This is a genomic window from Pedobacter sp. Bi27, assembly GCF_918698255.1.
Classification (GTDB): domain Bacteria; phylum Bacteroidota; class Bacteroidia; order Sphingobacteriales; family Sphingobacteriaceae; genus Pedobacter.
Genome location: NZ_CAKKMW010000002.1, coordinates 638588 through 665019, shown reverse-complemented (window position 1 = coordinate 665019; position 26432 = coordinate 638588). Strand labels below are relative to the sequence as shown.

Sequence of the window (26432 nt, the reverse complement as noted above, 5' to 3'; positions counted from 1 at the left end):
ATAACTATAGTGAAAACATTGAAATCAAGAGGGTAGATGCCAAAAAGAACTCCGACTTAATTTCTTTAAGCGAAGCATAAAACCAACTCCAAAGATTTCTCCATTACGCTACCGATGAAAATCGGTTAGCTTCAGTCGAAATGACGACACTCAATAGAGATTTCTCCATCCGATCGTCCGTCGTTTCGAGCGGAGCGCAGTGAAGTCGAGAAATCTTTATTTAAGAATTTTAGCGTACAAAATAAAATCAAGGATCTGATTAAAGTGCCTGTATTAGACCCGGTATATGTAAAATTTTTTCTTCTCTAAAACTCATTGAAATAAGTGTCACAACCTAAACCCTATCCTGCAACAACAATTTGATTACATTTTTTAGTGCCGGGTTCCGGTTAGATTCTTTCCAGATCATGTAAAGTTCTGTTCTTTGCGGAATATGGGTAAGCTCTACAAACTTTACGTTTTCCTGATAGCCATATTGTAGGGCGGTGGGTACAATGGCAATGCCCAAACCTTCTTCAACCAGTTTGTAAATGGTGAGCGCATTGACTGATTTGTGGTAGGTTTTGGGTTTAAAGCCATGATCCTCGCAAATGCTCATCATTAGGTCGTAATAGAATGGACTGTCATCACTCGAGAAAAATATAAAGGGTTCATTGCCCAATTTTTTTACCGCTTCAAATGATGCCTTTTTCATGGGATGGCTTTTAGGCAATACCAGGGAAAAAGTATCCTGATGGATCATGTGTTTAGAAATGCTGGGTTTAAACTGTTGCATCCTCACAAAACCCATATCAAGCATGTCTTTTTCCAATAGTTCGATCTGTAACTTATTGGGCATTTCATCCAGATTGGTTCTGATCTCCGGAAAATCTTTGTTCAGTTTAAATATAACTTCGGGCACGATTTTTTGTGCTGCTGAGCCTAAAAAACCAATACGGAGTTCGCCCTGTTTGCCTTCATTAATATTGCTGATCTGTTTTTTAATGTTTTCGATATGGCTGAACAGAAAATCTACCTCATTTTTTAGGTACAGGCCTGCTTCGGTAAGCTCCACCTTTTTCTTATTGCGATCGAACAATGGGGCGTTAAAAATTTCCTCCATCTGTTTAATCTGCCGGCTTAGACCTGGTTGAGAAATAAAAAGGCGATCTGCAGCCCTTCTAAACTTCAGTTCCTCGGCCAAAACCTGAAAATATTTTAAGTGCCTAAGTTCTATCTGATAACCCATGGTTATTACATGATGATGTAATTGGTATTTATAGGTATCAAATATAGGGCTTATTTTTGTTTAAAACCTTTTTAACATGAGCGAGCAACAGATTTTTAATTACGGAACAGATCATTTAACCGCTAAACTGGCTTTGGCCATCAGCAATGGCGAAATAAAAGGAATATTGAGCCAGAATACCCGCGATAAAGTACTGGAAAGTAGTAAGGTAGTTGAACGGATAGCGGTTTCAGGTAAAGCCGTTTACGGCATTAATACCGGTTTCGGACCACTGTGTACCTCCATGATTTCGGCGGTTGATACCCGTAAATTACAAGAGAATATTTTGAAAAGTCATGCTGTTGGTGTTGGAGAGCCGATAGATAGTGAAATATCAAAACTAATGTTGGTTTTAAAACTACAGGCTTTAGCGCAGGGATATTCAGGTATTAAAATTGAAACGCTCGATCGAATGATCTGGTTTTTAGAAATCGGTGCTATACCGGTAGTGCCCAAACAAGGCTCTGTTGGCGCCTCCGGTGATCTTGCTCCTTTGTCTCACCTCTTTTTGCCTTTAATTGGCTTAGGAAAAGTTCATTACAAAGGTGAAATTATTGCTACAGCTCAGCTTTTAGAAGAATATCAGATGAGTCCGTTGCAGTTGGGTCCAAAAGAAGGCTTGGCCCTCATTAATGGCACCCAGTTTATTGCTGCGCATGCCGTTAAAGTGGTGCAGCGATTAGAAAATGTGCTGGCTTCAGCCAATATCATTTCGGCGATGATGATCGAAGGGTTACAAGGCTCTGAAAAACCTTTTCATGCACAGCTTCATCAGCTTAGGCCTTATCCGGCAAATATTGCGGTTGCCGGGCAAGTACGTAAACTGTTGCAAGGTTCTGAAATTATGAAATCGCATGCCGATTGCGCCAAGGTACAGGATCCATATTCGTTAAGGTGTATCCCACAGGTACATGGAGCTTCCAGAACGGCATGGATGCATTTAAAAGAAGCTTTAGAAATTGAACTGAATTCGGTAACCGATAACCCTGTAATATTTAATGACGATTTAACGATCAGCGGTGGTAATTTTCATGGTCAGCCACTGGCCTTACCGCTCGATTATGCCTGTTTAGCCGCTTCAGAAATCGGAAACATCAGCGATCGGAGGATTTATCTTTCCCTGGAAGGAAATACGCCAGGCGTACCTAAACTCCTGATGAAAGAAACCGGATTGAATTCGGGTTTTATGATTGTTCAATATACCTCTGCTGCTTTGGCCAGCGAAAATAAAGGACTTTGTTTTCCGGCAAGTGCCGATAGTATTCCAACGTCTTTAGGTCAGGAAGATCATGTGAGTATGGGTTCAATCAGCGGACGTAAAGCCTTGCAGGTGATCGAAAACGTAGAGAAAATCCTGGGTATCGAGCTGTTCTGTGCCGCACAGGCCATTGATTACCATCATCCATTAAAACCGGGTAAAATACTGGCTGCAGTACACGATTTTGTGCGTACCGAAATTGATCATTTTGAAGAAGATCAGATTATGTACGATAGGATGGAGAATGCCATTAGAATGGTACAAAAAGGTGAAATTGTTGCCATTGCAAACGAGGCAGAATCAACATTGGATTAAGCGTTTAAATTGTAAAAAATGGATTTTAAAGCACAGATACTGGCAGGTATTCCTTCAACATTGCCTGCACACAAAAACAGAAATACCGAACTAAGCCATGCGCCTGTAAGGAAGGATGTTTTAAATGCAGATGAAAAAAAACTGAGCATTAAAAATGCCTTGCGTTATTTTCCAAAAGCATGGCACCAGGTGCTTGCGCAAGAATTTTTGGCTGAACTGGAAAACTACAGACACATTTATATGTACCGTTTTATGCCCGATTATACTATTTATGCGAGAGACATAACGACGTATCCCTGCCGTACTGTTCATGCTGCGGCAATTATGCTCATGATCCAGAATAATTTAGATCCGGCAATTGCACAGCATCCTGAAGAACTGATTACTTATGGCGGAAATGGAAGTGTATTCCAAAATTGGGCACAGTATCTTTTAACAATGCAATACCTGGCTACGATGACCGATCAGCAGACGCTGAATATTTACAGCGGGCATCCACAGGGCCTATTCCCATCAAGTACTGCTGCACCTCGGGTAGTGGTAACCAATGGGATGATGGTGCCCAATTATTCTTCACCTGAGGATCTTGAAAAGTTTAGCGCTTTAGGGGTAACTCAATATGGCCAGATGACGGCAGGTTCGTACATGTATATAGGGCCCCAGGGCATTGTTCATGGTACGGCCATTACCTTAATGAATGCTTTCCGCAAAAAGGGTTTTTATGGCAAGGATACTGCAGGTAAAGTTTTTCTTACTGCAGGATTAGGTGGTATGAGCGGCGCACAAACCAAGGCGGGCAATATTGTGGGCTGTATTACGGTGTGTGCAGAGGTAAATCCTAAGGCTGCAACCAAAAGGCACCAACAAGGTTGGGTAGATGAACTTATCGATAACTTAGGTGAATTGGTTAACCGTGTAATACTTGCCCAAAAGGGAAAAGAAACGGTATCTCTGGCATACATTGGCAATATCGTTGATGTTTGGGAGCGGTTTGATCAGGAAAATATTGAAGTGGCCATTGGTTCTGATCAAACTTCATTACATAATCCATATTCTGGAGGCTATTATCCGGTAGGTTTAAGTTTTGTTGAAGCAAATGAAATGATGGCCAATGCTGCTGATCGGTTTAAAGTCTATGTTCAGGATTCGTTAAAAAGGCATGCCGCCAGTGTTAACAAACATACTGCTAAGGGAACTTATTTTTTCGATTATGGGAATGCCTTTTTGTTGGAGTGCAGTAGGGCGGGTGCTGATGTAATGTCTTCAAATGGGGTAGATTTTAAATATCCATCTTATGTAGAAGACATTTTAGGTCCATTGTGTTTCGATTATGGTTTTGGCCCATTTAGGTGGGTTTGTGCCTCAGGTAACGAAAAGGATCTCGATTTAACCGATCAAATGGCTAAAGAGGTGATGGAGGAGATTAAACTTGGTGCCCCGGCAGAAATACAACAACAATTGCAGGATAATATCAATTGGATCAGTGCAGCAAAGGAAAATAAACTTGTAGTAGGCTCAAAAGCCCGGATTTTATATGCAGATGCTGAAGGAAGAGCAAAGATTGCACTGAGGTTTAATGAAGCGATTAATACCGGCCAATTATCGGCACCAGTTATTCTTGGGAGAGATCATCATGATGTAAGCGGAACGGATTCTCCATTTAGAGAGACGAGCAATATTTACGATGGAAGCAGGTTTACCGCAGATATGGCTATTCATAATGTAATTGGCGATAGTTTTAGGGGCGCCACATGGGTTTCGATCCACAATGGTGGTGGCGTTGGCTGGGGGGAAGTAATAAACGGTGGTTTCGGGATGGTATTGGATGGAAGCGAACAAGCTGCTGAAAAACTACAAAACATGCTTTTTTATGATGTAAACAACGGCATTGCCAGAAGAAGCTGGGCACGAAATAAAGAAGCCCGTTTTGCCATCGAACGCGAAATGGAACGGACTGGTACTTTAAAAATTACACTGCCGAATTTGGTTGATGATGAGGTTTTGGAGGGATTACAGATAGATTAAAGTTTTATAAAAGAAAACCGCCTTTTTGTCATTCTGAACGCAGTGAAGAATCTTTTCATGTAACAGCACATACAGAAGAGAAAGATTCTTCGTTTCACTCAGAATGACAAAAAAATATAGATCGTGCAAATTCCGTAACGACCATTTTTCCAGAAAAAACTTAGCTCACTTTGCGAAAACCTTAGTGATCTTTGCGGTAAAAAGCTGTGCTAATTAACCCAATGGCAAAGTAAAATGAAAAACGGAACCTTTACCTTCTTCGCTTTCTGCCCATATCTGGCCGCCATGTCTTTCAATAATTTCGGCGCTTAAGTAAAGCCCGATTCCAAAGCCCGAAATGGTATGGTTACCCTGCACGCGGTAATAACGTTCGAAAAGTTTATCAATATCTTCCGGCTTTATACCTATTCCCTCATCTTTAATCTGAATTTCAACCTCAGTATCGTGCAATTTGCAGGTAATCTCGATACGTGTACCATTGTCTGAGTATTTTAAACCATTGCTGATGAGGTTAGAAAGCACATTCCCGATTTTATTCCGATCGGCATTGATGTTGACCTCGCATGTTGGGTTTAATATAATTTGATGCGAAGATTGTGACACATAAGTTTCTTCGATGGTTTCTTTCAGCAGCTCATCTAAGCTAAAGTTTGTTTTTTCGATAAGCAGCTTGCCCGATTCTAAACGGGATACATTTAAGAAACCATTAATCATGGCGGTCATTTTCCTGATCTGGCTGTGCGCCTTATCTAAAGCGATAGTGGCATAATTATCTTCATCTTTTTTTGCTTTGCGCTGCAAGACCTGCACAAAACCATTAATTGCAGTTAGCGGTGTTTTTAACTCGTGACTTACCATTCCAATGAAGTCGTTTTTTCGAATCTCATCTAATTTTTGCTCCGTAATATCGATGAAAAGGCCAGAATACTCCGTTGGGTTTCCTTGTTGATCTAAAAATACACGCCCGGTTGCTCTAACCCATTTTTCCTGACCATTGTTTAAATTGTTAATCGGGTATTCCATATCGCTAGGTAAATGGTTTTTCATGGCATTATCCAGCGCCGAAAAAAGCATGTTATGGTAATCCGGATTCACGGCCTTCATAATCATATCCATTTCTGCAGGTTTATCCAAAGGCAAGCCCAGCAGGTCCTTAACAAAGCTCGACATGGTAACTTCAAGTGTTTTCGGATTTATGCTCCAAGTACCCATTCTGCCGGTTTCTATCGCCTGTCTGAGTTTTTCCTCACTGTCTGATAGTTTGTTGGTGTACTTGATCAGGTCATCATGCGTTTTAGCAAGTTCTTCATTTGTAGTGGCCAGCTCTTCGTTTGCTGCTGCCATTTCCATATTTATACCTTGCAGTTCTTCCTGATAAAGTTTTCGCTCTGTAATATCAGGACTTACCGTAGCAATGGCAACTATTTCATCGGTTTCATTTCGAATGGCAAAGCCATTCCATTCAATCCAAAAAGGATGTCCTGTTTTTTCATTCCAGAATCGAATCTCCTGTCTGAAGGTATTATTCTTTAAAATCTCGGGTAGAATTTTCTCCGCCATTAATCGATCCTCAGGAAAAACACAATCTAAGATTGTTCTGTTCGAAATGCCGGACCAACCTAGTTTTTGTAATGCGGCAGGATTTAGGTATTGGATTGACATGTCCAATTCGGCAATGCCTATAAATTCTGAACTCGCCTCTATAAGTTTGTTTAGATTAAGTCGCTCTATTTCAATTAACTTCCGTTCTGTAATGTCAATGCAGGAGCTAATGTAACCAGCAAATGAGCCATCGGCATGAAAACGTGGAGGGCCGCTAGCCAGCAACCATCTGTAGTCGCCTTTTTTGGTGAGTATTCTAAATTCGCCGGTAAAAGGTTTTTTTTCGGCAAGGGCCGAAAGGTAAATATTTATATACCTATCCCTGTCTTCAGGATGAATTAAATCTGCCCAGCCAAAGTCGAGCAGGTCTTTCATCGATCGGCCCGTGAGTTTTACCCACGATTTATTAAAATAAACGGCATTTCCACTTTCATCAGCAACAGCAATAAAAATATCGGTTCCTTCTGCCATGGTCCTAAAACGTTTTTCGCTTTCCGAAAGCTGGTTAAAGCGCTCAACAACCCTTAATTCCAGTTCGTTGTTTAAAACGTGCAGCGTTTCTTGTGTTTCCTGGAGTTCTTCATTGGTGGCCACAAGCTCTTCATTGGTTGTGGCAAGTTCTTCTACTGTTGCCGCCAGTTCTTCGTTTAAAGTTTGCTCGCGTTGTAACGCCTCTTCTCTTTCAAGCGCCTGTTCCACAGCCTGCTGTCTAAATACCCGCTCGCTTACATCAATTGCCGTATGTAAAATGCAGATGGTTTTACCCGCATCGTTTTTTATCGCCCGGTATTCAAAATCAAAATAAAATGTTTGCAGTTTACCGTCGATCACCAAATCCGCTGCGGTATCTTTTCCTGAGATAACTAAGCCTTCTAACCAAACTTTCCTGAACATCTCAATAAAAGGCTGTCCCCTTAACTCTGGTAAGGCGTCTTCCAGCGATTTTCCGATCACGCTCCTGTCTTTTCCCCAAATGCTGAGCATTGCATCATTTGCCGCCTGAATTATGGCCGTTTCGCCAACATGAACAGCTGTGGCCGTATGGGTCAAATTAAAAACTTCTAATAATTGATCGCTACTTAAGAGGTGATTAGGATAACTCATTATGGAAGCTTAAAGTATTATCTGAAATAATTATTTATCTATTGTCTAAGCAAAATTAAATCAGGGATCTAACCTGATCATTTTCAATATAAACTATATACTAACCATAACCTCCTTAAAAAGTTTTTTAATGATGTGGATTTCTGACGCATACTGGGTGTTTTTCCTACAACCAAAATATAAAGTGTTTGTCAGTTTTGAGGTGCCTTCCCAAATTACTTTTACTTTTCCTTCTTCAACTTCTTTTTTGCAAAGAAAATCGGGTATGATAGCCAGGCCTTTTCCTCCAGATAAGCAGCGCACAATCGAATTGAGGTTAGGTACAATGTAATTAGGGCGAAAATCGGCATGCTTGCCAAAGTTAAGCTGCCAGAAACGTAGAAGGTGCTCCATATCACCGGCTGTTCCATACCATTTTTGCTGTTTTAACCAGGCTTCCATTCCGGCTAAATCTTTCTTTTTAACCAATGAATCAAAAGTTTGCCCATCAGTTTCTATTCCACCCACTAAAACAATTGTTTCCGAAGAGAAAGCCTCGTGTTCTACATTGGCCGAATTGCCTTTTTGTGGGGTTATAATCAGGTCTAAAATACCTTTATCCAATTGGTCTAACATTTCAGGATATTCGCCAAAACGGATAATCACATTAAACGGAAGTGTAGATATATATTGTTCGAGCGTAATCTGAAAAGTTTCGAAACACATGCCTACGCTAATGGTTGGTGTATGTTTCTCTGTGCTTTTTTGAAAATGTTTTTCAGCATCCTCAAGTTTTGTAAGTGGCTCTACAATGAAATTATAAAGCACTTTCCCTTTTTCGGTCGGGATCATCTTCCTGCCCGTACGTTCGAACAGCTTATAGCCGACGTAACTTTCTAAAGAACTTAAATGCAAACTTACCCCAGGCTGCGAAATAAACAGGTTCTCTGCCGCACCGGTTAAGGTCCCTGTTTTATAAATTGCCTTAAAACTTCTGTACCATTCTAAATTAACCATAATCTTGCTATTATAATTCTGATACAAAGCTATGAATTAACTTGTTTTAATAATAGATTTAGGCGCTGTAATTTTGTCTTATCAAAAAAGAAAACGAAATGACAAAAATATTCATCATCAACGGAGGACAAAAATTTGGTCACTCAGGCGGCAGATTTAACGAAACAATAGCTGATGCTACAGCCAGTTTCTTTTCCTCATTGGCAGATTTCGAAGTGAAAACAACTAACATCAATCATGATTACGACCCGAAAGAGGAAGTAGAAAAATATGTTTGGGCAGATGTTGTAATTTACCATACACCCATCTGGTGGTTTCAGTTACCGTATGGGTTTAAACAATATATCGATGTTGTGTTTACCGAAGGGCATAAAAAAGGAATCTATTTAAGTGATGGCCGTAAAGCAGATAATCCGACAAGAAACTACGGCACCGGAGGGATGTTGCATGGCCGTAAGTACATGGTAACATCATCGTGGAACGCACCAAAAGAAGCATTTACCTTACCTGAAGAATTTTTTATGGAAACCAGTGTAGATGATGGCGTATTGTTTGGTTTTCATAGAATGAACGCTTTTACCGGAATGGAACGCATAGATGGCATCCATTTTCACGATGTAGAAAAGAATGCAGATATTAGAAGTGCACTTAAATTGCACGAGGAACATTTAACCCAAAATTTTTTAAATACACCAATATATGAGCATTTATCTAACAGCAATTGTTAAAAGTAAGAAAGAAACCACAGCGGCATTAAGAACTATGCTGTTGGATATGGTTGTAAATTCCCGTAAAGAGGAAGCCTGCATTCAGTACGATCTGCATGAATCTGCAGTTGATAATACTTTTATTTTTCAAGAGGAATGGAAAGATCAGGCAGGTTTGGATCTCCACGATCAGCAGCCTTATATTTTAGCCTTTGTAGCGAAAGCAGATATGTTAACGGATGGTATTGTAATTTATAAAACAGAAAAACTGGCCTGATTACAGTTTTGCACGCCTGGCTGTTAACGAAGAACCCGCAGAAGCAATAACAACGAAAGCCACGGCAAAACACTCTTTTAAAGTGAGGTATTCTTGTAAAAAAACGAGTGCAGCTAATGAAGCCATGGCGGGTTCGAGGCTCATTAAAATACTGAAAGTCCGGGCAGGGAGCTGCTTAAGGGCTCTCATTTCGAGGGTAAATGGGATGGCGCTTGATAGTAGAGCAAGCGCTGCTCCTAAGCCCAATAATTTCGGATTAAGGCCACTTAAACCGTCGCTAAAAATACCAAATGGCAAGATGACTATGGTAGCGAATAACATTCCAATGGCAACAGCATCACCGCCCTTCATTATTTTTGAGATCCTACCACCCAGTATAATATAGGCTGCCCAAAAAATGCCTGCTGAAAGTGCCAGCAGTACACCCACAACATTTAGTCCTGTACTGGTCCAGGGGGCAATTAGTGCAATGCCGACTGCGGCCAGTATTACCCAAAGGAAATCTATAGGTTTTTTAGATCCAAAAATAGCCAGGCCCAAGGGGCCAACAAATTCTAAAGTTACGCCTAAACCGATCGGAATTCTTGCTATAGCCATATAGAAAACCATATTCATTACGCCTAAACAAACACCGTATAAGGTAACATATTTCCATTGTTTGGCATTTAGTTTAAATAGGTTTGGCCTAAAAGCGATTAATAAGATGACCGCTGATAAACCGATCCGTAACGATGCGGTAGCAGCAGCACCAATTTGTGGGAAAAGCCCTTTTGCAATTGCCGCCCCACACTGCACACTGATAATAGACAGTAAAACGGCTGGTATGGGTGGGATATTGATTTTGCTTTTCATCCGGTTCTCGTAAATGAGGCGCAAAATTAAGGAATTATAACCTGCCAATATTTTAAAATACAAAAAGGGAGAATCAGATTACGCTAATTCTCCCTTCCAATTAAATTTTTAGGCTATTAACAAAAAAGTTCCTGTTCATCTCTATTTTCGGTTGGAATTTTCTTTAAGAAATCATCAAATGCCGGGCCTTCATTGTCAGAGTAGATGCCGTAAGCATCTAATATATACCCAATATTTTTTTCCTGATCTTCTACCAGATACAATACGGAATTGTCTGCAGGATCTGAGTCTCCTTCAAAGCGATAAGTTTTAACAATGGTTAAATCTTCGGGTTTATAAATTTTTCCGAGCGATTTACTTTGCATCTTACCATGATCAGAAATTTTTAACTCGTTATCTTTTCCTTTCAGCCTCAATTTCTCCAAAATTTGACTTAAAGTGTTCATTGCAATTGGCTGTTCCATAGTTATACGATTTTATACTGATTAAACAAGTGGCATTCGAAATGGTTTTTCTATCCTTCTTTTTAAAGCAAACTAAATGATTGTCAATCTGTTTCATATGTAAACTAATTTTTATCAAATGAAAAAATATCTTTTAAGCTTAGCTATTGCAGGCGTAGCACTTATCAGTGCTTGTGCCAAAACCGACAAAGAAATTGCCCAGGCCACTTTGACCGAAACAGCTGATCATACAAAAACCATTGGAACAGCAAAGTTTTACGAATTAAGCGATGGAAAAATTAAGATGGACATCGAGATGAATTTTGCTGCACGTGCAGACAGTAATGTTGCGGTCCACTTTCACGAACATGGCGATTGTGGCAATATGGGCGAAAATACACACGGCCACTGGAACCCAACTAAAGAAGCTCACGGCAAATGGGGATCTGCCAATTATCACAGCGGTGACATTGGCAACATCATGTTAGATAATAAAGGTCATGCCACGCTTTCGGTTACTACCGATAGATGGAGCATTAAGGATGGCGATATTAAAAATATTATCGGTCGAGGAATTATTGTGCATGGTGGTACCGACGATTATACTACACAACCAACTGGTAACTCAGGGCCACGGGTAGGTTGCGGGGTAATTGAAGCGGTGAAGTAATTTTATATTAATATGATCGTCATTGCGAGAAGGCTTTTTCGGCCGACGAAGCAATCTTAATGCGGTAGCCATAGACCGACAGTTGTAAGATTGCTTTCCCGAACATTCGGGATTCCTCCTCGCAATGACGATTTTTCTTAAGCGATTAAATTTTTAATCGCTTTTTTTATGCAATTTGATAGGGCTTGTCATCATCATTAAAAACCTAAATTATTATGGCAACATTAAACGAATCTCAAAGCGGCAAGGCTGCGAAAGGAAGAACCAAAAAAACAACTCCAAGGGTAGATCTCACCGCAATGGTTGATCTGATGTTTTTATTAACTGCATTTTTTATGCTCACCACTTCTTTGGGCAGCTTAAATGCAGCAGATATTGCTAAGCCAGTTAAAGATGAGGGTGTTGATATTGTACCATATCCCGAATCACGTACCATGACCATCCTGCTCGGCAAAAACAACAAGGCCGTTTGTTACATGGGCACAATAGAAAAGGCAGATATGCACGTTATACCTGTGGCAAACATTCAAAAAGAAATCAGTAAAAATGAGAAACTGGTTACTGAAACCCATCAGCATAACCCATCCAAATACATGATCGTCATTATTAAGCCGGCTAAAACGGCCAAGTTCCAGGATTTTGTTGATGTAATTGATGAGATGAAAATTGCCAATATTAAATCATATGCCATTGACGATGATCATATTGCAGAAAAAGAGGTAGCATTTATGAAAATGAACGGTATCTAACCAAGCTGTTTTTTTTAAAGCAGACTAATAAAAATCAGCGAATAAAAAGAATGCAAGGCGGTTTCAGGCTAATGAATAAATTGAATATGAAAACTAATACCCTAGTTTTTTGGTAGTGATTGCGTTTATTGTGTGATGGAGGCATTTTTTTGGGGTTATTAACGAGTCGTTACGTTTTTGTTAGGTGTTTAATACTACATCGGTATAGCTAATATTATTACATTCGTTGAAGTGTTTGGCCAAGCATCAGGCGCATCCCGAAAAGCCTTCAAAAGAGTAGGGATCTTAAAACTCAAAAAAAATCTAGTATGAAAAGTTTAGAATTAAAAAATCTTGGTGTTAAAGAAATGAACACAACTGAAATGTCACAAGTTGAAGGTGGTGGTATTGTTAACAATACATTAAACGAACTTTTAGCTTCTCTTTCAGGAACTTTAAATGCAGTTGGTGCAGACACTTCAGCATTTTTAAGCAAAACAGTAACCAATGTTTTGAAACTTGTTTGGAGTCTATAAGCAATTTATTGTATCCGCTGTCCTGGTTTCCAGAATAGCGGATGCTTTACGATTTCAACACTATGGCGCTAACCAGTTACTCTACAGAAAGAATTTCAAATACCGCTCTCGTTTACCGTTCCCAAATTAGTAAATCAAGCCAGTTAATTTATATCGTTGCCGTGGCAGCCATTTTAATTGTTTTGATTGCCCTTCCATTTGTTAAAATACCTATTAGTATAAATGGGACAGGCGTTTTACAATCGACCATCGAAAAAACAGAACTTATTGTACCGGTTAATGGCCGGTTAATACAGTACAAACTTTCGGATAATAAAAGACTTAAGCAGGGCGATACGCTCTTAGCCATTGATGCGGGTTTACCCAAACAACAGGATGCCTTGGTTGAAACCCGCAAAAACCAGATCACCCATTTTTTACAGGACATTAGCACGCTGTTATCATTTAACGGGGGATCATCAAATTTGCAAAGCGGCCAATATGTGGCTTCTTGGCAACAATATGTGCAGGAGTCAAAAAATGCTGGTATTGCAAAAAGACAGGCCGCGAGCAATTTTGCGCGCTATAGTAAGCTCTATCAGAATAAAGTACTTACACAATCAGAATACGAAAAATACAAATACGAGCTAGAGCAGGCCGAATCGGTTTACTTAATGGTGCGTACCAAATATAAAACCCAATGGCAAACCGAAGCCAATGGTTACCGGAATGAGCTGCGCCAACTTTCGGGCCAGCAGGCAGAGCTTAATGAGCAGAAAAAACAATACGTATTACGTGCGCCGATAGATGGTTCAGTTCAGAATTTAGTCGGTTTGCAGAATGGCGCATACGTATTTGCCAACCAAAAAGTAGGAGAGGTTTCGCCCGATGCGGGTTTGGCCGCCTACTGTTATATCAATCCTTCAGATATTGGCCTCATTAGAAAAGGACAGGAAGTGCATTTTCAGATCAATGCCTATAATTATAACCAGTGGGGTTTGGCAGTAGGTAAAGTGATCGATATTTCAGACGATATTGTGATCTTAAATGGTAACCAGCCTGCTTTTAAGGTAAAGTGTTTAATGGATAAAAATTTTTTGATGCTTAAAAACGGTTACAAAGGATACCTCAAAAAAGGAATGAATTTTACGGCTCGTTTTAAAGTAACCGACCGCAGTTTATATCAATTACTTTATGATAAGGTAGATGATTGGGTTAATCCGAATTTAATCCAAAAAACATAGAAGCAATGAGTACAAAAGTTAAGCAACGAGATATAACAGATTGTGGTGCGGCTTGTCTGGCTTCAATTGCTGCTCATTATAAATTGGATTTGGCCGTTGCCCGCATCAGGCAGCTTGCCGGAACCGATAAAAAAGGTACAACCGTTTTAGGACTTGTTGAAGCGGCCCAAAAATTAGGATTTGAAGCGAAAGGAGTAAAGGCACCTTTTGACAGTTTATTTAAAATACCTACGCCCGCTATAGCACATATCATTGTGAATGATATCCTTCAGCATTATGTAGTGATTTACAAAGTAAACAGTAAGTTTATAGAGGTGATGGACCCTATAGATGGGAAAGTGCACCGTAAAACGCACGATGAATTCAAAAAGGAATGGACTGGTGCTTTAGTCTTATTGTTGCCATCAGAAGACTTTCAGATCGGCAATGAAAAAAAATCAATCCAGGGTAGATTTTGGAGTTTGATCAAACCGCACAAAGGCATTCTGACGCAAGTTTTATTTGGTGCTATTGTTTATACTGTACTGGGTTTATCCACCTCTATTTTTGTTCAAAAACTAGTTGATTTTGTGCTGGTAGATGGTAACCATAATCTGCTAAACCTGATGAGCATAGCCATGATGGTTATTCTTTTGGTACAGCTGTTTATTGGCTCTGCAAAAACAATTTTTACCTTAAAAACTGGCCAGTTAATCGATTCGCAGCTTATTTTAGGCTACTACAAACACCTGCTCCGTTTGCCACAGCAGTTTTTTGATACCATGCGGGTGGGCGAAATTATTTCGAGGATTAATGATGCGGTAAAAATCAGAACATTTTTAAATGATGTATGCGTAAATTTTGTAGTCAACATTTTTATTGTTTTCTTCTCGTTCATCATGATGTTTACCTACTACTGGAAATTGGCACTCATCACGCTTACGGTTATCCCGTTATACCTAATAATCTATGTAATTACCGATAAATTTAACAAACGTACGCAACGGAGGTTAATGGAAGATGCTGCCGAGCTCGAATCGCAGTTGGTAGAGAGCTTAAACGCTGTAGGTACCATTAAACGTTTCGGCTTAGAAGATCATGCCAACGATAAAACCGAAACCCGTTTTATTAAGTTGCTCCAGGCAGGTTTTAAATCGAATATAAATGCCGTTGTATCAGGAACTTCTACCGAGTTTATTTCGCGCATGATTACCATTGTATTGCTTTGGGTGGGTGCAGGTTATGTGTTAAGCAATTCGATCACCCCTGGAGAGTTATTGTCGTTTTATACGTTGATCGGTTATTTTACAGGCCCAGTATCTTCTTTAATCGGAATGAACAAAACCGTACAGGATGCGGTAATTGCTGCCGACAGGTTATTCGAGATTATGGATCTGGAGCGTGAAAGTGATGAGAACCAGATTGAACTGAGTGCCGATAAAATCGGGGATATTCATTTCGAAAATGTTTCATTCCGCTATGGGGCAAGACTACCCGTTTTCGAAAATCTGAATTTAACCATTCCACAAGGTAAATTTACAGCCATTGTTGGCGAGAGCGGATCAGGAAAATCAACTTTAATGTCGATCCTGCAGAATATTTATCCGATACAGGCCGGCAATGTGCGCATTGGTAGATATGATCTGAAATACATTACCAATTCGTCGCTTCGTAGAATGGTATCGGTTGTGCCTCAGCAGATCGATTTATTTGCTGGTAACGTAATCGACAATATTGCCATTGGCGAAGAAGAACCCGATATGCAAAGGATTATTGATATTGCCACTAAGCTGGGTTTAATTGGTTTTATTGAGGCTTTACCTAAAGGCTTTCAGACTTATTTGGGCGAAAACGGTACATCTTTATCAGGCGGACAAAGACAGCGGATTGCCATTGCAAGGGCTTTATACCGCGATCCGGAAATTCTGATTTTAGATGAAGCTACTTCATCGCTCGATTCGGTTTCGGAGCAACATGTACAACGGATGATCGAACTTTTAAAAGCTGAACAGAAAACGGTAATCGTAATTACGCACCGATCGAGCACGTTGAACAATGCCGATAAAATTATTGTACTCGATAAAGGTTTAGTGGTTGAACAGGGCAGCCATCAGGAACTGAAATACCATTTGGCCTAAACTTACGAAGTCTACCAAGACTGTAGCGCAGGCTGACTTCGTAAGTCTAGCAAGGAGGAGTTTGAGTTATTTTTTTGGAAAGCAATTGCAGAAGCTCTTTTTAATGTCAGTCCTGCTTTTCATTACAAGTCCGCTCCCGGTGAAGGACCGGGCTTGCGGGCTTTTCATTTCAATCAGGTTTAGGTAGGTTAGGCCCTTGCTACTATTACCGGAAGTATGCACAGTTTCAGTGTATTTATTTCTTAGGGGATTATCTCCCTAAGAACCACCAGCCAAAGTTAAATAAACCTGACAGAAGCGGGCACCGAACGCAGAGAGGTAAAGCGGATGGCGGGGCTTTCGGAGCCAATGTACACAGAACCTTGCTTTTCAAAAAAGTATCAATTAATTTTTCTGTTGCTTGATGGCTCACAAATATTGGAATCGGCCAAGCACAGCCTACTTACGAAGTTTTGCCTACCCACTAGCCCCCTAAACTTCATAAGTTACGCGCAGACCACAAAAAAAGGCGTTCTGCAATGCTGCAAAACGCCTCTTCTATAAATTTATTTAAAGAATTAAATGCCGAAAGCAGTTTTAACCTGATCCACGTAATCTAATTTCTCCCAAGTGAAAAGATCAACCGTAACTGTTTTTTCTTCACCGTTTGGTGTTCTGAAAGTTTTGGTAACCGTTTCTGGCGTACGGCCCATGTGCCCATAAGCAGCAGTTTCGCTATAAATTGGGTTTCTTAATTTCAAACGTTGCTCAATAAAGTAAGGACGCATATCGAAAATCGATTCTACAATTTTAGCAATTTCGCCATCCGTTTTACCCACCTTACCAGTACCGTAAGTATTGATGTAAATACCCATTGGTTTTGCAACACCGATAGCGTACGATACCTGAACCAAAATTTCGTCAGCCACACCAGCAGCCACTAAATTTTTAGCGATATGGCGTGTAGCATAAGCCGCACTTCTATCTACTTTACTTGGATCTTTACCAGAGAAAGCACCACCACCATGTGCACCTTTACCACCGTAAGTATCAACAATGATTTTTCTTCCTGTTAAACCAGTATCGCCATGCGGGCCACCAATTACAAATTTACCGGTCGGATTAATGTGGTATTCAATTTTATCATTAAATAAATGTGCGTATGCAGGATTACTTTTGATAATTCTTGGGATCAGGATATTCACTAAATCAGTTTTGATTTTAGCCAACATTGTTGCCTCTTCATCAAAATCGTCATGTTGTGTAGAAATTACAATCGCATCGATACGCACGGGTTTATTGTTATCGTCGTACTCTAAAGTAACCTGGCTTTTTGCATCCGGGCGTAAATATGAGATTTCGTTATTTTCGCGGCGCAGAACAGCAAGTTCCTGTAATAATTTATGAGAAAGGTTTAATGCCAAAGGCATATAATCTTCGGTTTCGTTTGTTGCGTAACCAAACATCATACCTTGATCGCCAGCACCTTGTTCTTCTTTGTTGCTTCTATCTACACCTTGGTTAATATCTTGAGATTGCTCGTGTATTGCTGATAAAATTCCGCAAGAGTTGGCCTCAAACATATACTCGCTTTTGGTGTAACCAATTTTCTTGATTACATCGCGGGCAATCTGTTGTACATCTAAATATGTTTTAGATTTTACCTCACCAGCCAAAATAACCTGACCAGTAGTTACCAAAGTTTCGCAAGCAACCTTTGATTCTGGATCGAATGCTAAGAAGTTATCAATTAATGCATCCGAAATTTGATCGGCGATTTTATCTGGGTGGCCTTCAGAAACAGATTCTGATGTAAATAAATATGACATTTATTAAATAAATTAATGGTAAATAAACAAATTAATACTTGCCAAACCCCTTGGAAACAGGTGTTTAAATGATTGAAAGGAGGCATTAGCAATTTTTTTAAGTGGTTGCAATCCGGTCCCGAGGTGTCGGGATAGCAAATCAATCCACTTTTTTACTGCTGCAAAATTAGCATATTTTCTTTATTTCAAAAATTATAGATTATTTTGTGCATTCATTCTTACACTTTGCACACAAAGATCAATATCCTCTTTATTATAAACCCTATCTCCGGTGGGCGAGGGAAATTACGTATCCCTGATTTTATTGATCAATATCTGGATAAGGAAAAGTTTAGCCCAAACTTTGTTTTTAGCGAATATGTTGGTCATGCCGGCGAATTGGCAGATGAAGCTGCGACTAAAAATTTCGATGTAATTGTTGCTGCAGGGGGCGATGGCACCATTAACGAGGTAGCAAGTAAAGTATTAAAACACAAAAAGATTTTGGGAATTTTACCGCTTGGATCAGGAAACGGCCTCGCCCGGTTTTTAAGAATATCGAAAAATTTAAGGTATGCACTTTCCCTGATCAATAATTTTAAGGTTGATGAGATTGATACTGCCGAGTTTAATAACAAATGTTTTTTTAATCTGGCGGGTATGGGCTTCGATGCCCATTTGAGCGCTGTTTTTTCGAAAGATAAAAAACGCGGCCTATCAGGTTATGTAAAGCTGGGTTTTAAGGAGGTTTTTAACTATAAAGCCCAAACTTATCTCATTAATATTGATGGTGCTCAATATACCAGAAAAGCTTTTGCCATTAGCATAGCCAATTCATCGCAGTATGGCAACGATGTTTATATCGCACCTAACGCTTCGGTAAAAGATGGCTTGCTCGATGTTTGCATTATTAAACCTTTCCCGATAATAAAATTGCCATTATTGGGTTATGTAATGTTAAGGGGGAAGGCCGAAACATCAGATATGATTGAAATTATTAAAGGCAAAAACATTAAAATTACCAGAGAAAAAGCTGGCGCAGTGCATGTAGATGGCGAGCCTTTACAAATGGGGATAGAGATACACGCAGTAGTAAATCCACTTTCGCTCAAAGTAATTGTTCCTTGAGTGTGGCGCTAAGCGTTGAGTGTTTGGCGTAGCGGTTGAAGGTGATTAGGCCATGAACCATCAAACTATCAACCATGGACTATTGACTAATGAACCAATGGCCAGTGAACCAATGAACTTTTATAAAACATGAAACCAAAGAAAAATAGTTTAAGTGATCTTGGCGGAATTATGTATTCTACCAATCCAGAATTCGAATACGAAGAAGAAGTTGATGATACCGTTACTTCGCCAAACAATCAACAGGATTTAAGGGTAATGCTCGATAAAAAGAACCGTGGTGGTAAGGCGGTAACTTTAATTACCGGTTTTAGAGGGCGTACTGAAGATTTAGAAGTATTGGGCAAAATGCTTAAAACCAAATGTGGTGTAGGTGGCTCAGTTAAAGACGGCGAAATCATGATCCAGGGCGATGTACGCGATAAAGTAATGGGTATCTTGCAGAAAGATGGCTATAAAGTAAAGAAAGCCGGAGGATAGTATTCAACACTATTTGGTTCAAGGATAAGTCAAAAATAGAGGTGTCATCCTGAGCGTAGTCGAAGGATCTTTTTTTGATTCTCCCGGTATAATGGTCTTCGACTATGACAGCCCTCGTAAAATACTAAAAGTCTACCCATCAATCCTCATCGCAAACCGACTTATTCTCAATGTTGATTTTTAAATGGATAACGCGTCACTAGTTTTGCTGAACCATTTAAATCAATCAACATGAAACAATTATTATTTTTATTCTTTTTTATCATTTTTATAGGCCTGCAAATTGTCCATGCTGCAACTATTGGTGGACCCGAAATAATCCTCCTCATTATGGTGGGCTTTATCTCAATAGCTGTAATGATAGGCTTTGTTTTCTTATGTATATATTTATTCAAAAGATCTAAGCGGGTAGAAAATGAAAAATAAGATAGTTTTCGGGGTAACTTTTATTGTTGTGTATGGCATACAGGCAGCTTATGCTGCTATGCTAGGGGCACCCGAAATAATAATGCTCTTGATAGCAGGCCTCGTCTTTTTCGGGTTTTTTGGTGGCATTTTTATGCTGATCTACTTTTTGATTAAAAAAAACCGGAACACGTCATCAAACGCTGCTCCGAATACAGTAGCCATAAACTTTGCACCTCCGCTTGCTTATCAAAATCCTACAATTGAAGAAAGAATCGACAAAAAGGATACCGTTAAAGGAGTTACCAGGATAGCGTTACCTCAACAGAATGAAATTAGGTATGTTGGTATTGAAGAAATCATCAGGTGCGAAGCGGATAACAACTATACCAACTTCTTTTTTATTAACGGCGATCAGCTGCTGATTTCGAAGTCATTAAAAGAATATTCCGATCTGCTAAAACCCCACGGTTTTGTACGGGCACACCAAAGCCATTTGGTTAACCCGAAGTTTGTGAAAAGCTGGCTTAAGGAAGATGGTGGAACACTTTTAATGGATACTGGTGATAAAATTCCGGTATCGAAACCAAATCGGGAATTGGTGAAAGAGGTGTTGGGGAAGTAATTTTTCATTCTATCACCACCAAGGCACAAAGAACACCAAGACAATTGATTGATTTGCCTTCTAGTGACTTGTTTATTGAAAATAGAAAAACTTCTTTGTGTTCTGGGTATCTTTGTGTTTTATAATAACATCCATTGCCTTCTTTTAAAAACTCTGTGGTTAATAAACCTTACATTTTTGTACTTTTGCGGCTATGTCAGTTATTAAACCCTCATTAGCAAAAGGTACCCGCGATTTTTCTCCGGTTGAAATGGTAAAACGCAACTTTATTTACGATACCATTAAAACGGTTTTCAGAAAATATGGTTACGCCGAAATCCAGACGCCTAGTTTCGAAAACCTTTCGACTTTGACAGGGAAATATGGTGATGAAGGCGATAAACTGATTTTTAAAATTTTAAACAGTGGCGAATTTCTTAAAGATCCAAAAAAGAAATCTTTCGATTTTGCAGATGAAGATAATAGCAATAAACTGATTCCGCTAATCTCAGAAAAAGCCCTTCGATACGATTTAACGGTGCCGTTTGCGCGTTACGTAGTAATGCACCAGCACGAGATCACCTTGCCTTTTAAACGTTTTCAGGTTCAACCCGTTTGGCGTGCAGACCGACCGCAAAAAGGCAGGTACCGTGAGTTTTATCAGTGTGATGTGGATGTGGTGGGATCTGAAAGTTTATTGAACGAAGCTGAATTTATTTTAATCTACAATGAAGCTTTGAGCAAATTGGGTTTGAAAGATTTCAGCATAAAAATTAACAATAGAAAAATTTTATCGGGTATTGCTGAGATTATCGGTAAACCAGATTTAATTATCGATATGACCGTAGCCATCGATAAACTGGATAAAATTGGTTTAGATGGCGTAAGTAAAGAATTGTTGGAACGTGGTTTTACAGAATCGGATTTAGAAAAACTTCGTCCGGTAATTTTGTTGGAAGGTACCAACGAAGAAAAGCTGGCTAGTTTGAAAACTGTTTTGGCACAATCAGAAACAGGTTTAAAAGGTGTTGCAGAAATTGAACAGGTTTTTGAATATGTAGAAAGTTTGATTTCTTATGGTTTGCCGTTAACGGCTAAACTGGAATTGGATATTACTTTAGCGCGAGGTTTAAACTACTACACCGGCTGCATTTTCGAAGTTAAAACCAACGAAGTAGCCATGGGCAGTATTGGTGGCGGTGGCCGTTACGATGACTTAACCGGTATGTTCGGTTTAAAAGATTTAACCGGAGTTGGTGTTTCTTTCGGTGCCGACCGCATTTATGATGTACTGGAAGAACTTAACCTTTTCCCTGCCTCAGCAGAGGTTGGCACCAAAGTGTTGATCAGTAATTTTGATGAAGAAGCTGAAAAATATGCTTTGCCAATTGTTCAACAATTCAGAAATGCAGGGATCTCGGCAGAGTTGTACCCAAGTTCGGCGAAATTAAAAAAACAAATGGCCTATGCCGATGCGAAGAACATCCCTTACGTAATTTTAATCGGTGGTGATGAAATTGCAAGCGGAGAACTTACCCTAAAAAATATGCAAAGCGGTAAGCAGAAGAAACTGACTGTTTTGGGTATTTTGGAGTTGTTGAAATAGTTTTCGCATTTTTAACCGCAAAGAACGCGAAGGATTTCGCCGAGAGGCGCAGAGGGCCGGTTATGTACCCGCTTTGTGCACTTTGCGCCTGCCTTTTTTTTCTTTGCGGTTAACCTAGTCTCCCAATCCGCAGTAAAACCGGGAAATGAACATCCTTCTCCGCAACATCGCCCCAGGCTTCTTTTAATTCGGTAAACATATACTCTAATGGGTTGCGTTCATTCGCCTTTTTATAGTGCTGTAAAGAAGACCAGGTATTTAAATAACCAATTAACTGGTTAAAATTCCAGGTAGTCTTAATCTGAAAATGAGGAGCAATGATCTCTTCAAAGGGAAAGGGGATGGTTTTATACCCCTCTTCAATATAACGGCGTTCGCTGTCCCAATATTTACCCAGAATATCTTCATAAAGTTTATGTACAGTCTTATCCACTTTTTTATCGATAAACATTAGGCCATAACCAATCACTGCAAAAAGGCCATTTGGTTTCAGTGTTCGTTTTACCTCAGTGTAAAATGCCTCGAAATTAAACCAATGAATGGCCTGTGCCACCGTAATCAGATCGAAACTAGCATTACCCACCGATGTTTGTTCCGCAGGCTCCACTTTGTAAGTAATATTTGGTAGTTGAAAAGCATTTTTTAATTGATTCTCACTGATATCTGTCGCATAAACGGCATCAAAATATTGGGCCAGTACACGCGCAACCTGTCCGTTACCAGTAGCACAATCCCACGCCGTTTCTTTGTTTTTTACCAGCGAAAACAGATAGTCGTATAATTCTTGCGGATAAGTTGGTCGGTAAATAGCGTAATCGGCAGATTGGGTAGAAAAATTATCTTTCATTTTATTAATAATTGAATGAGAGAAGGAGTGAATGAATAAAGTGAAAAGGACTCAGCTCTTTCCTTATAAAATTATTATATTTTTGGTTAAGAACTGTTGTTTAAATTAAATTTCATTCAATCATTCAAAACGCTCTCATTCAATCATTATCTATTATGGAAAAAGCATTACAACAGAAGGAAATTAAGGATGTGGAATATCGGTTGAAATCTATATTTGGCGGTTCGGTCGGTAATCTTGTGGAGTGGTACGATTGGTATACTTATTCTGCTTTTGCGCTTTATTTTTCTCCTGCCTTTTTCCCAAACAGTAATCCAACGGCACAGCTATTGGATACTGCAGGTATTTTTGCAGTAGGCTTTTTAATGCGGCCTATCGGTGGCTGGCTGTTTGGCAGCATTGCCGATAAGCTTGGGCGAAAACGTTCGATGACACTTTCTGTGCTTATCATGGCAATAGGATCATTGATTATCGGTTTAACCCCAGGTTACAAACAGATTGGAATTGCGGCTCCTTTATTACTCATTTTTGCAAGATTGATCCAGGGCTTGAGTACCGGTGGCGAATATGGAACTTCTGCCACTTACCTCAGCGAAATGGCCACTAAAAAACATAGAGGCTTTTATTCAAGCTTTCAATATGTAACCCTGATCGGTGGGCAGTTACTGGCTTTAGGTATTCAATTAATCTTGCAAAATTGGTTGCTTACACCTGCCGAACTGCATGAATGGGGCTGGCGGATTCCATTTTTTATCGGTGCCATACTTTCTTTCATCGCGCTGTACCTACGGAGACATATCGATGAAACCTCGGCTTTTAAAAGCAAAAATACCGCAGACAAAAAAGGTGGCATTGCGGTACTGATGAAATATCCAAAGGAAGTTTTTACCGTAGTAGGCTTAACTTTGGGCGGAACGATTGCCTTTTATACATTTAGCACTTATATGCAGAAATTTTTGGTGAATACGGTTCACCTGAGTAAAGAAACCTCTACAACATTATCATTCGTTTCGTTATTGGTTTTTGCCATTATGCAGCCGCTGTTCGGCCTGTTGTCTGATAAAATTGGGCGGAAACCTTTATTAATTGGTTTTGGTGTATTGGGTACTTTATGTACTTACCCCATTTTAACAGGTTTGGCGGGAGAAACCAATACAACTATCATATTCTTGCTGATGATTGGCGCTTTGATTATTGTGAGCGGCTACACGAGCATTAATGCCGTAGTTAAGGCAGAACTGTTCCCCGCTGAAATCAGGGCTTTGGGCGTAGGCTTACCCTATGCGTTAACTGTTGCCATTTTCGGTGGAACAGCAGAATATTTTGCACTTTGGTTTAAAAAAATCGGTCACGAAAATTATTTCTACTGGTATGTAACCGGATGTATTTTAATCTCGTTGATTTTATATACCACCATGAAAGATACGAAACACCATTCGAAGATTGAGGATTAGACTTTTTGTGCCATCTGTCGTCATTTCGAGCGGAGTGCAACGCAGTCGAGAAATCTAGCTAGATAGATCTCTCTCCCGAACGTTCCGGACTGCGCTCCAGTCAAGATGACGACTTTTTCTATATGTTAATCTGTGCTTCCGTGGCAAAAAACTAACGATACATTTACAAATAATTACTCACCTCAATTAAATTCATATCCGGATCACGGAGGTAAATAGAGATGATTTTCCCATTGGCGCCAGTGCGTTCTACAGGCCCTTCCTCAATTTCGATGCATTTTTCTTTAAGTTCCTGCATCACCTCGTGTAAGGGGAAATCGGTAATAAAACACAGATCGGCTGTTCCAGGCATGGGTTTAAAAGCTTTTGGTTCAAATTCACTTCCGTATTGGTGCAGGTTAATTTTCTGATTCCCAAATTTCAAGGCTTTTCTGTTTTCGCCAAATTCAATAATTTCCATTCCCAGGGCAAGGCTGTAAAACCTGCAGGTGCTTTCTAAATTGGCAACCGTTAGTACAAGGTGATCTAAGTTTTTAATGTCCATAGTAATAAATTAGAACTAAGCATTCGTCGTTTTGTTTTAAAACAGTTATACTTTGAATATTTGGTTAGTAAATTATCGACAAACAAAATACTCAATTTTTATATATTTACCATTATGCAAAACCTGCCTCCTTTAGCCGAACGTATGCGCCCTCAAAATCTCGATGAATATGTTGGTCAACAGCATTTAGTTGGAGAAGGTGCAGTATTGCGCAAGGCGATCGAAAGCAGTCAGCTCCCTTCAATGATTTTTTGGGGACCTCCAGGTGTAGGTAAAACAACTTTGGCCTATATCATTTCGCAGGCATTAGATCGTCCGTTTTTTAACTTAAGCGCCATTAACAGTGGTGTGAAGGATATTCGGGAGGTAATTGATAGGGCTGCACAGCTGAAGGATAGTTTTTTAGGCCTACCCATTCTGTTTATCGATGAGATTCACCGTTTTAGTAAATCGCAGCAGGACAGTTTGTTAGGTGCGGTAGAAAGAGGTTTGGTTACCCTAATTGGCGCCACGACTGAAAATCCGTCTTTCGAGGTGATCTCCGCTTTACTTTCCCGTTGTCAGGTTTATATTTTAAAATCGTTAACCGAAACGGAGTTAGCGGGTTTATTGGAAACAGCCATTAAAAAGGATAGCCTTCTTTCAGAGAAGAATATTACGATAAAAGAGCACGAAGCATTGATCCGTTTATCGGGCGGTGATGCACGGAAATTGTTAAACGTGCTCGAAATTGCCATTAATGGCATCGGTGGAAATAAAATTATACTCACGAACGAAAATGTGCTGGCACATGCACAGCAGAACCTTGCATTATACGATAAAGCCGGAGAGCAGCACTACGATATCATTTCGGCCTTTATTAAATCCATCCGTGGGAGCGATCCCAATGCCGCCGTTTATTGGCTGGCCCGGATGATAGAAGGTGGTGAAGATCCGTTGTTCATTGCCCGTAGGTTACTGATCTTGTCTTCAGAAGATATTGGCAATGCCAATCCTAATGCGCTGCTTTTGGCCAATAACTGTTTTACTGCAGTAAATGTAATCGGTTATCCAGAGGCACGGATCATTTTATCGCAGTGTGTAACCTATCTGGCCAGTTCGCCTAAAAGCAATGCATCTTATGAGGCCATTAACAAAGCACAGGCTTTGGTTAAGCAGACGGGAAATCTGCCTGTGCCTTTGCATATCCGTAATGCACCGACCAAACTGATGAAAAATATCGGTTATGGAAAAGATTACCAATATTCGCACGGATATGAAGGCAATTTTTCACCACAAGAATATTTTCCAGAAGAATTAAGCGGTACGAAGCTCTACGATCCAGGGAAAAACCCTGCAGAAGAGAAGTTGCGTGAAAAGCTTAAGCAGAACTGGAAAGACAAATACAAATATTAGTGTAACATTTTCTGCCTAATGCATACTAATAAGTATATTGACTAAAATCAAACACCTAAACT

Annotated in this window: 24 protein-coding genes; 16 read left to right on the top strand and 8 right to left on the bottom strand. The window is 39.8% G+C overall.

Annotated features, from left to right (window positions below; all coding sequences use genetic code 11):
* Positions 1 to 334: 334 nt before the first annotated feature.
* The gene (locus LQ227_RS08280; protein ID WP_230142627.1) at positions 335 to 1228 is read right to left on the bottom strand and encodes a LysR family transcriptional regulator; all 894 of its coding nucleotides are present in this window, start codon (positions 1226 to 1228) and stop codon (positions 335 to 337) included.
* 76 nt (positions 1229 to 1304) lie between these two features.
* On the opposite strand from LQ227_RS08280, the gene hutH reads away from it, so the two are divergent.
* Both hutH and LQ227_RS08270 read left to right on the top strand, forming a co-directional pair.
* Positions 1305 to 2840, top strand: a complete 1536-nt coding sequence (gene hutH, locus LQ227_RS08275) for a histidine ammonia-lyase (RefSeq protein ID WP_230148986.1) — start codon at positions 1305 to 1307, stop codon at positions 2838 to 2840.
* A gap of 18 nt (positions 2841 to 2858) precedes the next feature.
* Positions 2859 to 4865, top strand: a complete 2007-nt coding sequence (locus LQ227_RS08270; protein ID WP_230142624.1) for a urocanate hydratase — start codon at positions 2859 to 2861, stop codon at positions 4863 to 4865.
* Positions 4866 to 5078: 213 nt separating this feature from the next.
* On the opposite strand, the gene LQ227_RS08265 is transcribed toward LQ227_RS08270, so the two are convergent.
* Together LQ227_RS08265 and LQ227_RS08260 are read right to left on the bottom strand one after the other, a co-directional pair.
* A complete protein-coding gene (locus LQ227_RS08265) occupies positions 5079 to 7571 on the bottom strand; it encodes a PAS domain S-box protein (protein WP_230148984.1) in 2493 nt (830 codons plus the stop codon).
* Between the two features lie 93 nt (positions 7572 to 7664).
* Entirely contained in the window at positions 7665 to 8567 is a 903-nt protein-coding gene (locus LQ227_RS08260; protein ID WP_230142622.1) for a LysR family transcriptional regulator, read from the bottom strand.
* 98 nt (positions 8568 to 8665) lie between these two features.
* Here LQ227_RS08260 and LQ227_RS08255 point away from each other — a divergent pair, with 98 nt between their 5' ends.
* Both LQ227_RS08255 and LQ227_RS08250 read left to right on the top strand, forming a co-directional pair.
* Positions 8666 to 9295, top strand: a complete 630-nt coding sequence (locus LQ227_RS08255; RefSeq protein WP_230148983.1) for an NAD(P)H-dependent oxidoreductase — start codon at positions 8666 to 8668, stop codon at positions 9293 to 9295.
* A complete protein-coding gene (locus LQ227_RS08250) occupies positions 9267 to 9551 on the top strand; it encodes a putative quinol monooxygenase (protein WP_230148982.1) in 285 nt (94 codons plus the stop codon). Before LQ227_RS08255 ends, LQ227_RS08250 begins: the two co-directional genes overlap by 29 nt.
* Here the strand turns inward: LQ227_RS08250 and LQ227_RS08245 are convergent, their stop codons facing one another.
* Positions 9552 to 10403: a DMT family transporter gene (locus LQ227_RS08245; RefSeq protein ID WP_230148981.1), complete on the bottom strand. Its 852-nt coding sequence runs from the start codon at positions 10401 to 10403 to the stop codon at positions 9552 to 9554.
* Positions 10404 to 10519: 116 nt separating this feature from the next.
* A complete protein-coding gene (locus LQ227_RS08240; RefSeq protein ID WP_230142616.1) occupies positions 10520 to 10867 on the bottom strand; it encodes a hypothetical protein in 348 nt (115 codons plus the stop codon).
* 118 nt (positions 10868 to 10985) lie between these two features.
* On the opposite strand from LQ227_RS08240, the gene LQ227_RS08235 reads away from it, so the two are divergent.
* From LQ227_RS08235 to LQ227_RS08215, 5 genes are all read left to right on the top strand, one after another.
* Positions 10986 to 11516, top strand: a complete 531-nt coding sequence (locus LQ227_RS08235; protein WP_230148980.1) for a superoxide dismutase family protein — start codon at positions 10986 to 10988, stop codon at positions 11514 to 11516.
* Positions 11517 to 11731: 215 nt separating this feature from the next.
* Positions 11732 to 12265 carry a biopolymer transporter ExbD gene (locus tag LQ227_RS08230; protein WP_230148979.1) on the top strand — a complete coding sequence of 178 codons (534 nt, stop codon included), beginning with the start codon at positions 11732 to 11734 and terminating at the stop codon, positions 12263 to 12265.
* Positions 12266 to 12573: 308 nt separating this feature from the next.
* Complete coding sequence (locus LQ227_RS08225; protein ID WP_230142610.1) at positions 12574 to 12780, top strand: bacteriocin; 207 nt, start codon at positions 12574 to 12576, stop codon at positions 12778 to 12780.
* Between the two features lie 62 nt (positions 12781 to 12842).
* Positions 12843 to 14003, top strand: a complete 1161-nt coding sequence (locus LQ227_RS08220; RefSeq protein ID WP_230148978.1) for an HlyD family secretion protein — start codon at positions 12843 to 12845, stop codon at positions 14001 to 14003.
* A 5-nt stretch (positions 14004 to 14008) separates the two neighbouring features.
* On the top strand, positions 14009 to 16120 hold the full coding sequence (locus LQ227_RS08215) for a peptidase domain-containing ABC transporter (protein ID WP_230142605.1): 2112 nt from the start codon (positions 14009 to 14011) through the stop codon (positions 16118 to 16120).
* A 557-nt stretch (positions 16121 to 16677) separates the two neighbouring features.
* Here LQ227_RS08215 and metK read toward each other — a convergent pair.
* Positions 16678 to 17928, bottom strand: coding sequence for a methionine adenosyltransferase (gene metK / locus LQ227_RS08210; protein ID WP_230142603.1), 1251 nt, complete (start codon positions 17926 to 17928; stop codon positions 16678 to 16680).
* Positions 17929 to 18153: 225 nt separating this feature from the next.
* Between metK and LQ227_RS08205 the strand changes: the two genes are divergently transcribed.
* From LQ227_RS08205 to hisS, 5 genes are all read left to right on the top strand, one after another.
* Positions 18154 to 19035, top strand: a complete 882-nt coding sequence (locus LQ227_RS08205; RefSeq protein WP_230142601.1) for a diacylglycerol kinase family protein — start codon at positions 18154 to 18156, stop codon at positions 19033 to 19035.
* 129 nt (positions 19036 to 19164) lie between these two features.
* Positions 19165 to 19515 carry a translation initiation factor gene (locus LQ227_RS08200; RefSeq protein ID WP_230142598.1) on the top strand — a complete coding sequence of 117 codons (351 nt, stop codon included), beginning with the start codon at positions 19165 to 19167 and terminating at the stop codon, positions 19513 to 19515.
* A 231-nt stretch (positions 19516 to 19746) separates the two neighbouring features.
* Positions 19747 to 19941, top strand: a complete 195-nt coding sequence (locus LQ227_RS08195) for a hypothetical protein (protein ID WP_230142595.1) — start codon at positions 19747 to 19749, stop codon at positions 19939 to 19941.
* Positions 19931 to 20545 carry a LytTR family DNA-binding domain-containing protein gene (locus tag LQ227_RS08190; RefSeq protein WP_230148977.1) on the top strand — a complete coding sequence of 205 codons (615 nt, stop codon included), beginning with the start codon at positions 19931 to 19933 and terminating at the stop codon, positions 20543 to 20545. The genes LQ227_RS08195 and LQ227_RS08190 overlap by 11 nt, the downstream gene beginning before the upstream one ends.
* 193 nt (positions 20546 to 20738) lie before the next feature.
* Positions 20739 to 22130 carry a histidine--tRNA ligase gene (hisS, locus tag LQ227_RS08185; RefSeq protein WP_230142589.1) on the top strand — a complete coding sequence of 464 codons (1392 nt, stop codon included), beginning with the start codon at positions 20739 to 20741 and terminating at the stop codon, positions 22128 to 22130.
* Positions 22131 to 22239: 109 nt separating this feature from the next.
* On the opposite strand, the gene LQ227_RS08180 is transcribed toward hisS, so the two are convergent.
* A complete protein-coding gene (locus LQ227_RS08180) occupies positions 22240 to 22977 on the bottom strand; it encodes a class I SAM-dependent methyltransferase (protein ID WP_230148975.1) in 738 nt (245 codons plus the stop codon).
* 155 nt (positions 22978 to 23132) lie between these two features.
* Between LQ227_RS08180 and LQ227_RS08175 the strand changes: the two genes are divergently transcribed.
* Entirely contained in the window at positions 23133 to 24431 is a 1299-nt protein-coding gene (locus tag LQ227_RS08175) for an MFS transporter (protein ID WP_230148973.1), read from the top strand.
* A gap of 163 nt (positions 24432 to 24594) precedes the next feature.
* Here the strand turns inward: LQ227_RS08175 and LQ227_RS08170 are convergent, their stop codons facing one another.
* Entirely contained in the window at positions 24595 to 24975 is a 381-nt protein-coding gene (locus tag LQ227_RS08170) for a VOC family protein (RefSeq protein WP_057931620.1), read from the bottom strand.
* Positions 24976 to 25089: 114 nt separating this feature from the next.
* Between LQ227_RS08170 and LQ227_RS08165 the strand changes: the two genes are divergently transcribed.
* Positions 25090 to 26370 (top strand): replication-associated recombination protein A, encoded by a 1281-nt coding sequence (locus LQ227_RS08165; protein ID WP_230148970.1) that lies wholly within the window; start codon positions 25090 to 25092, stop codon positions 26368 to 26370.
* Positions 26371 to 26432 lie beyond the last annotated feature (62 nt).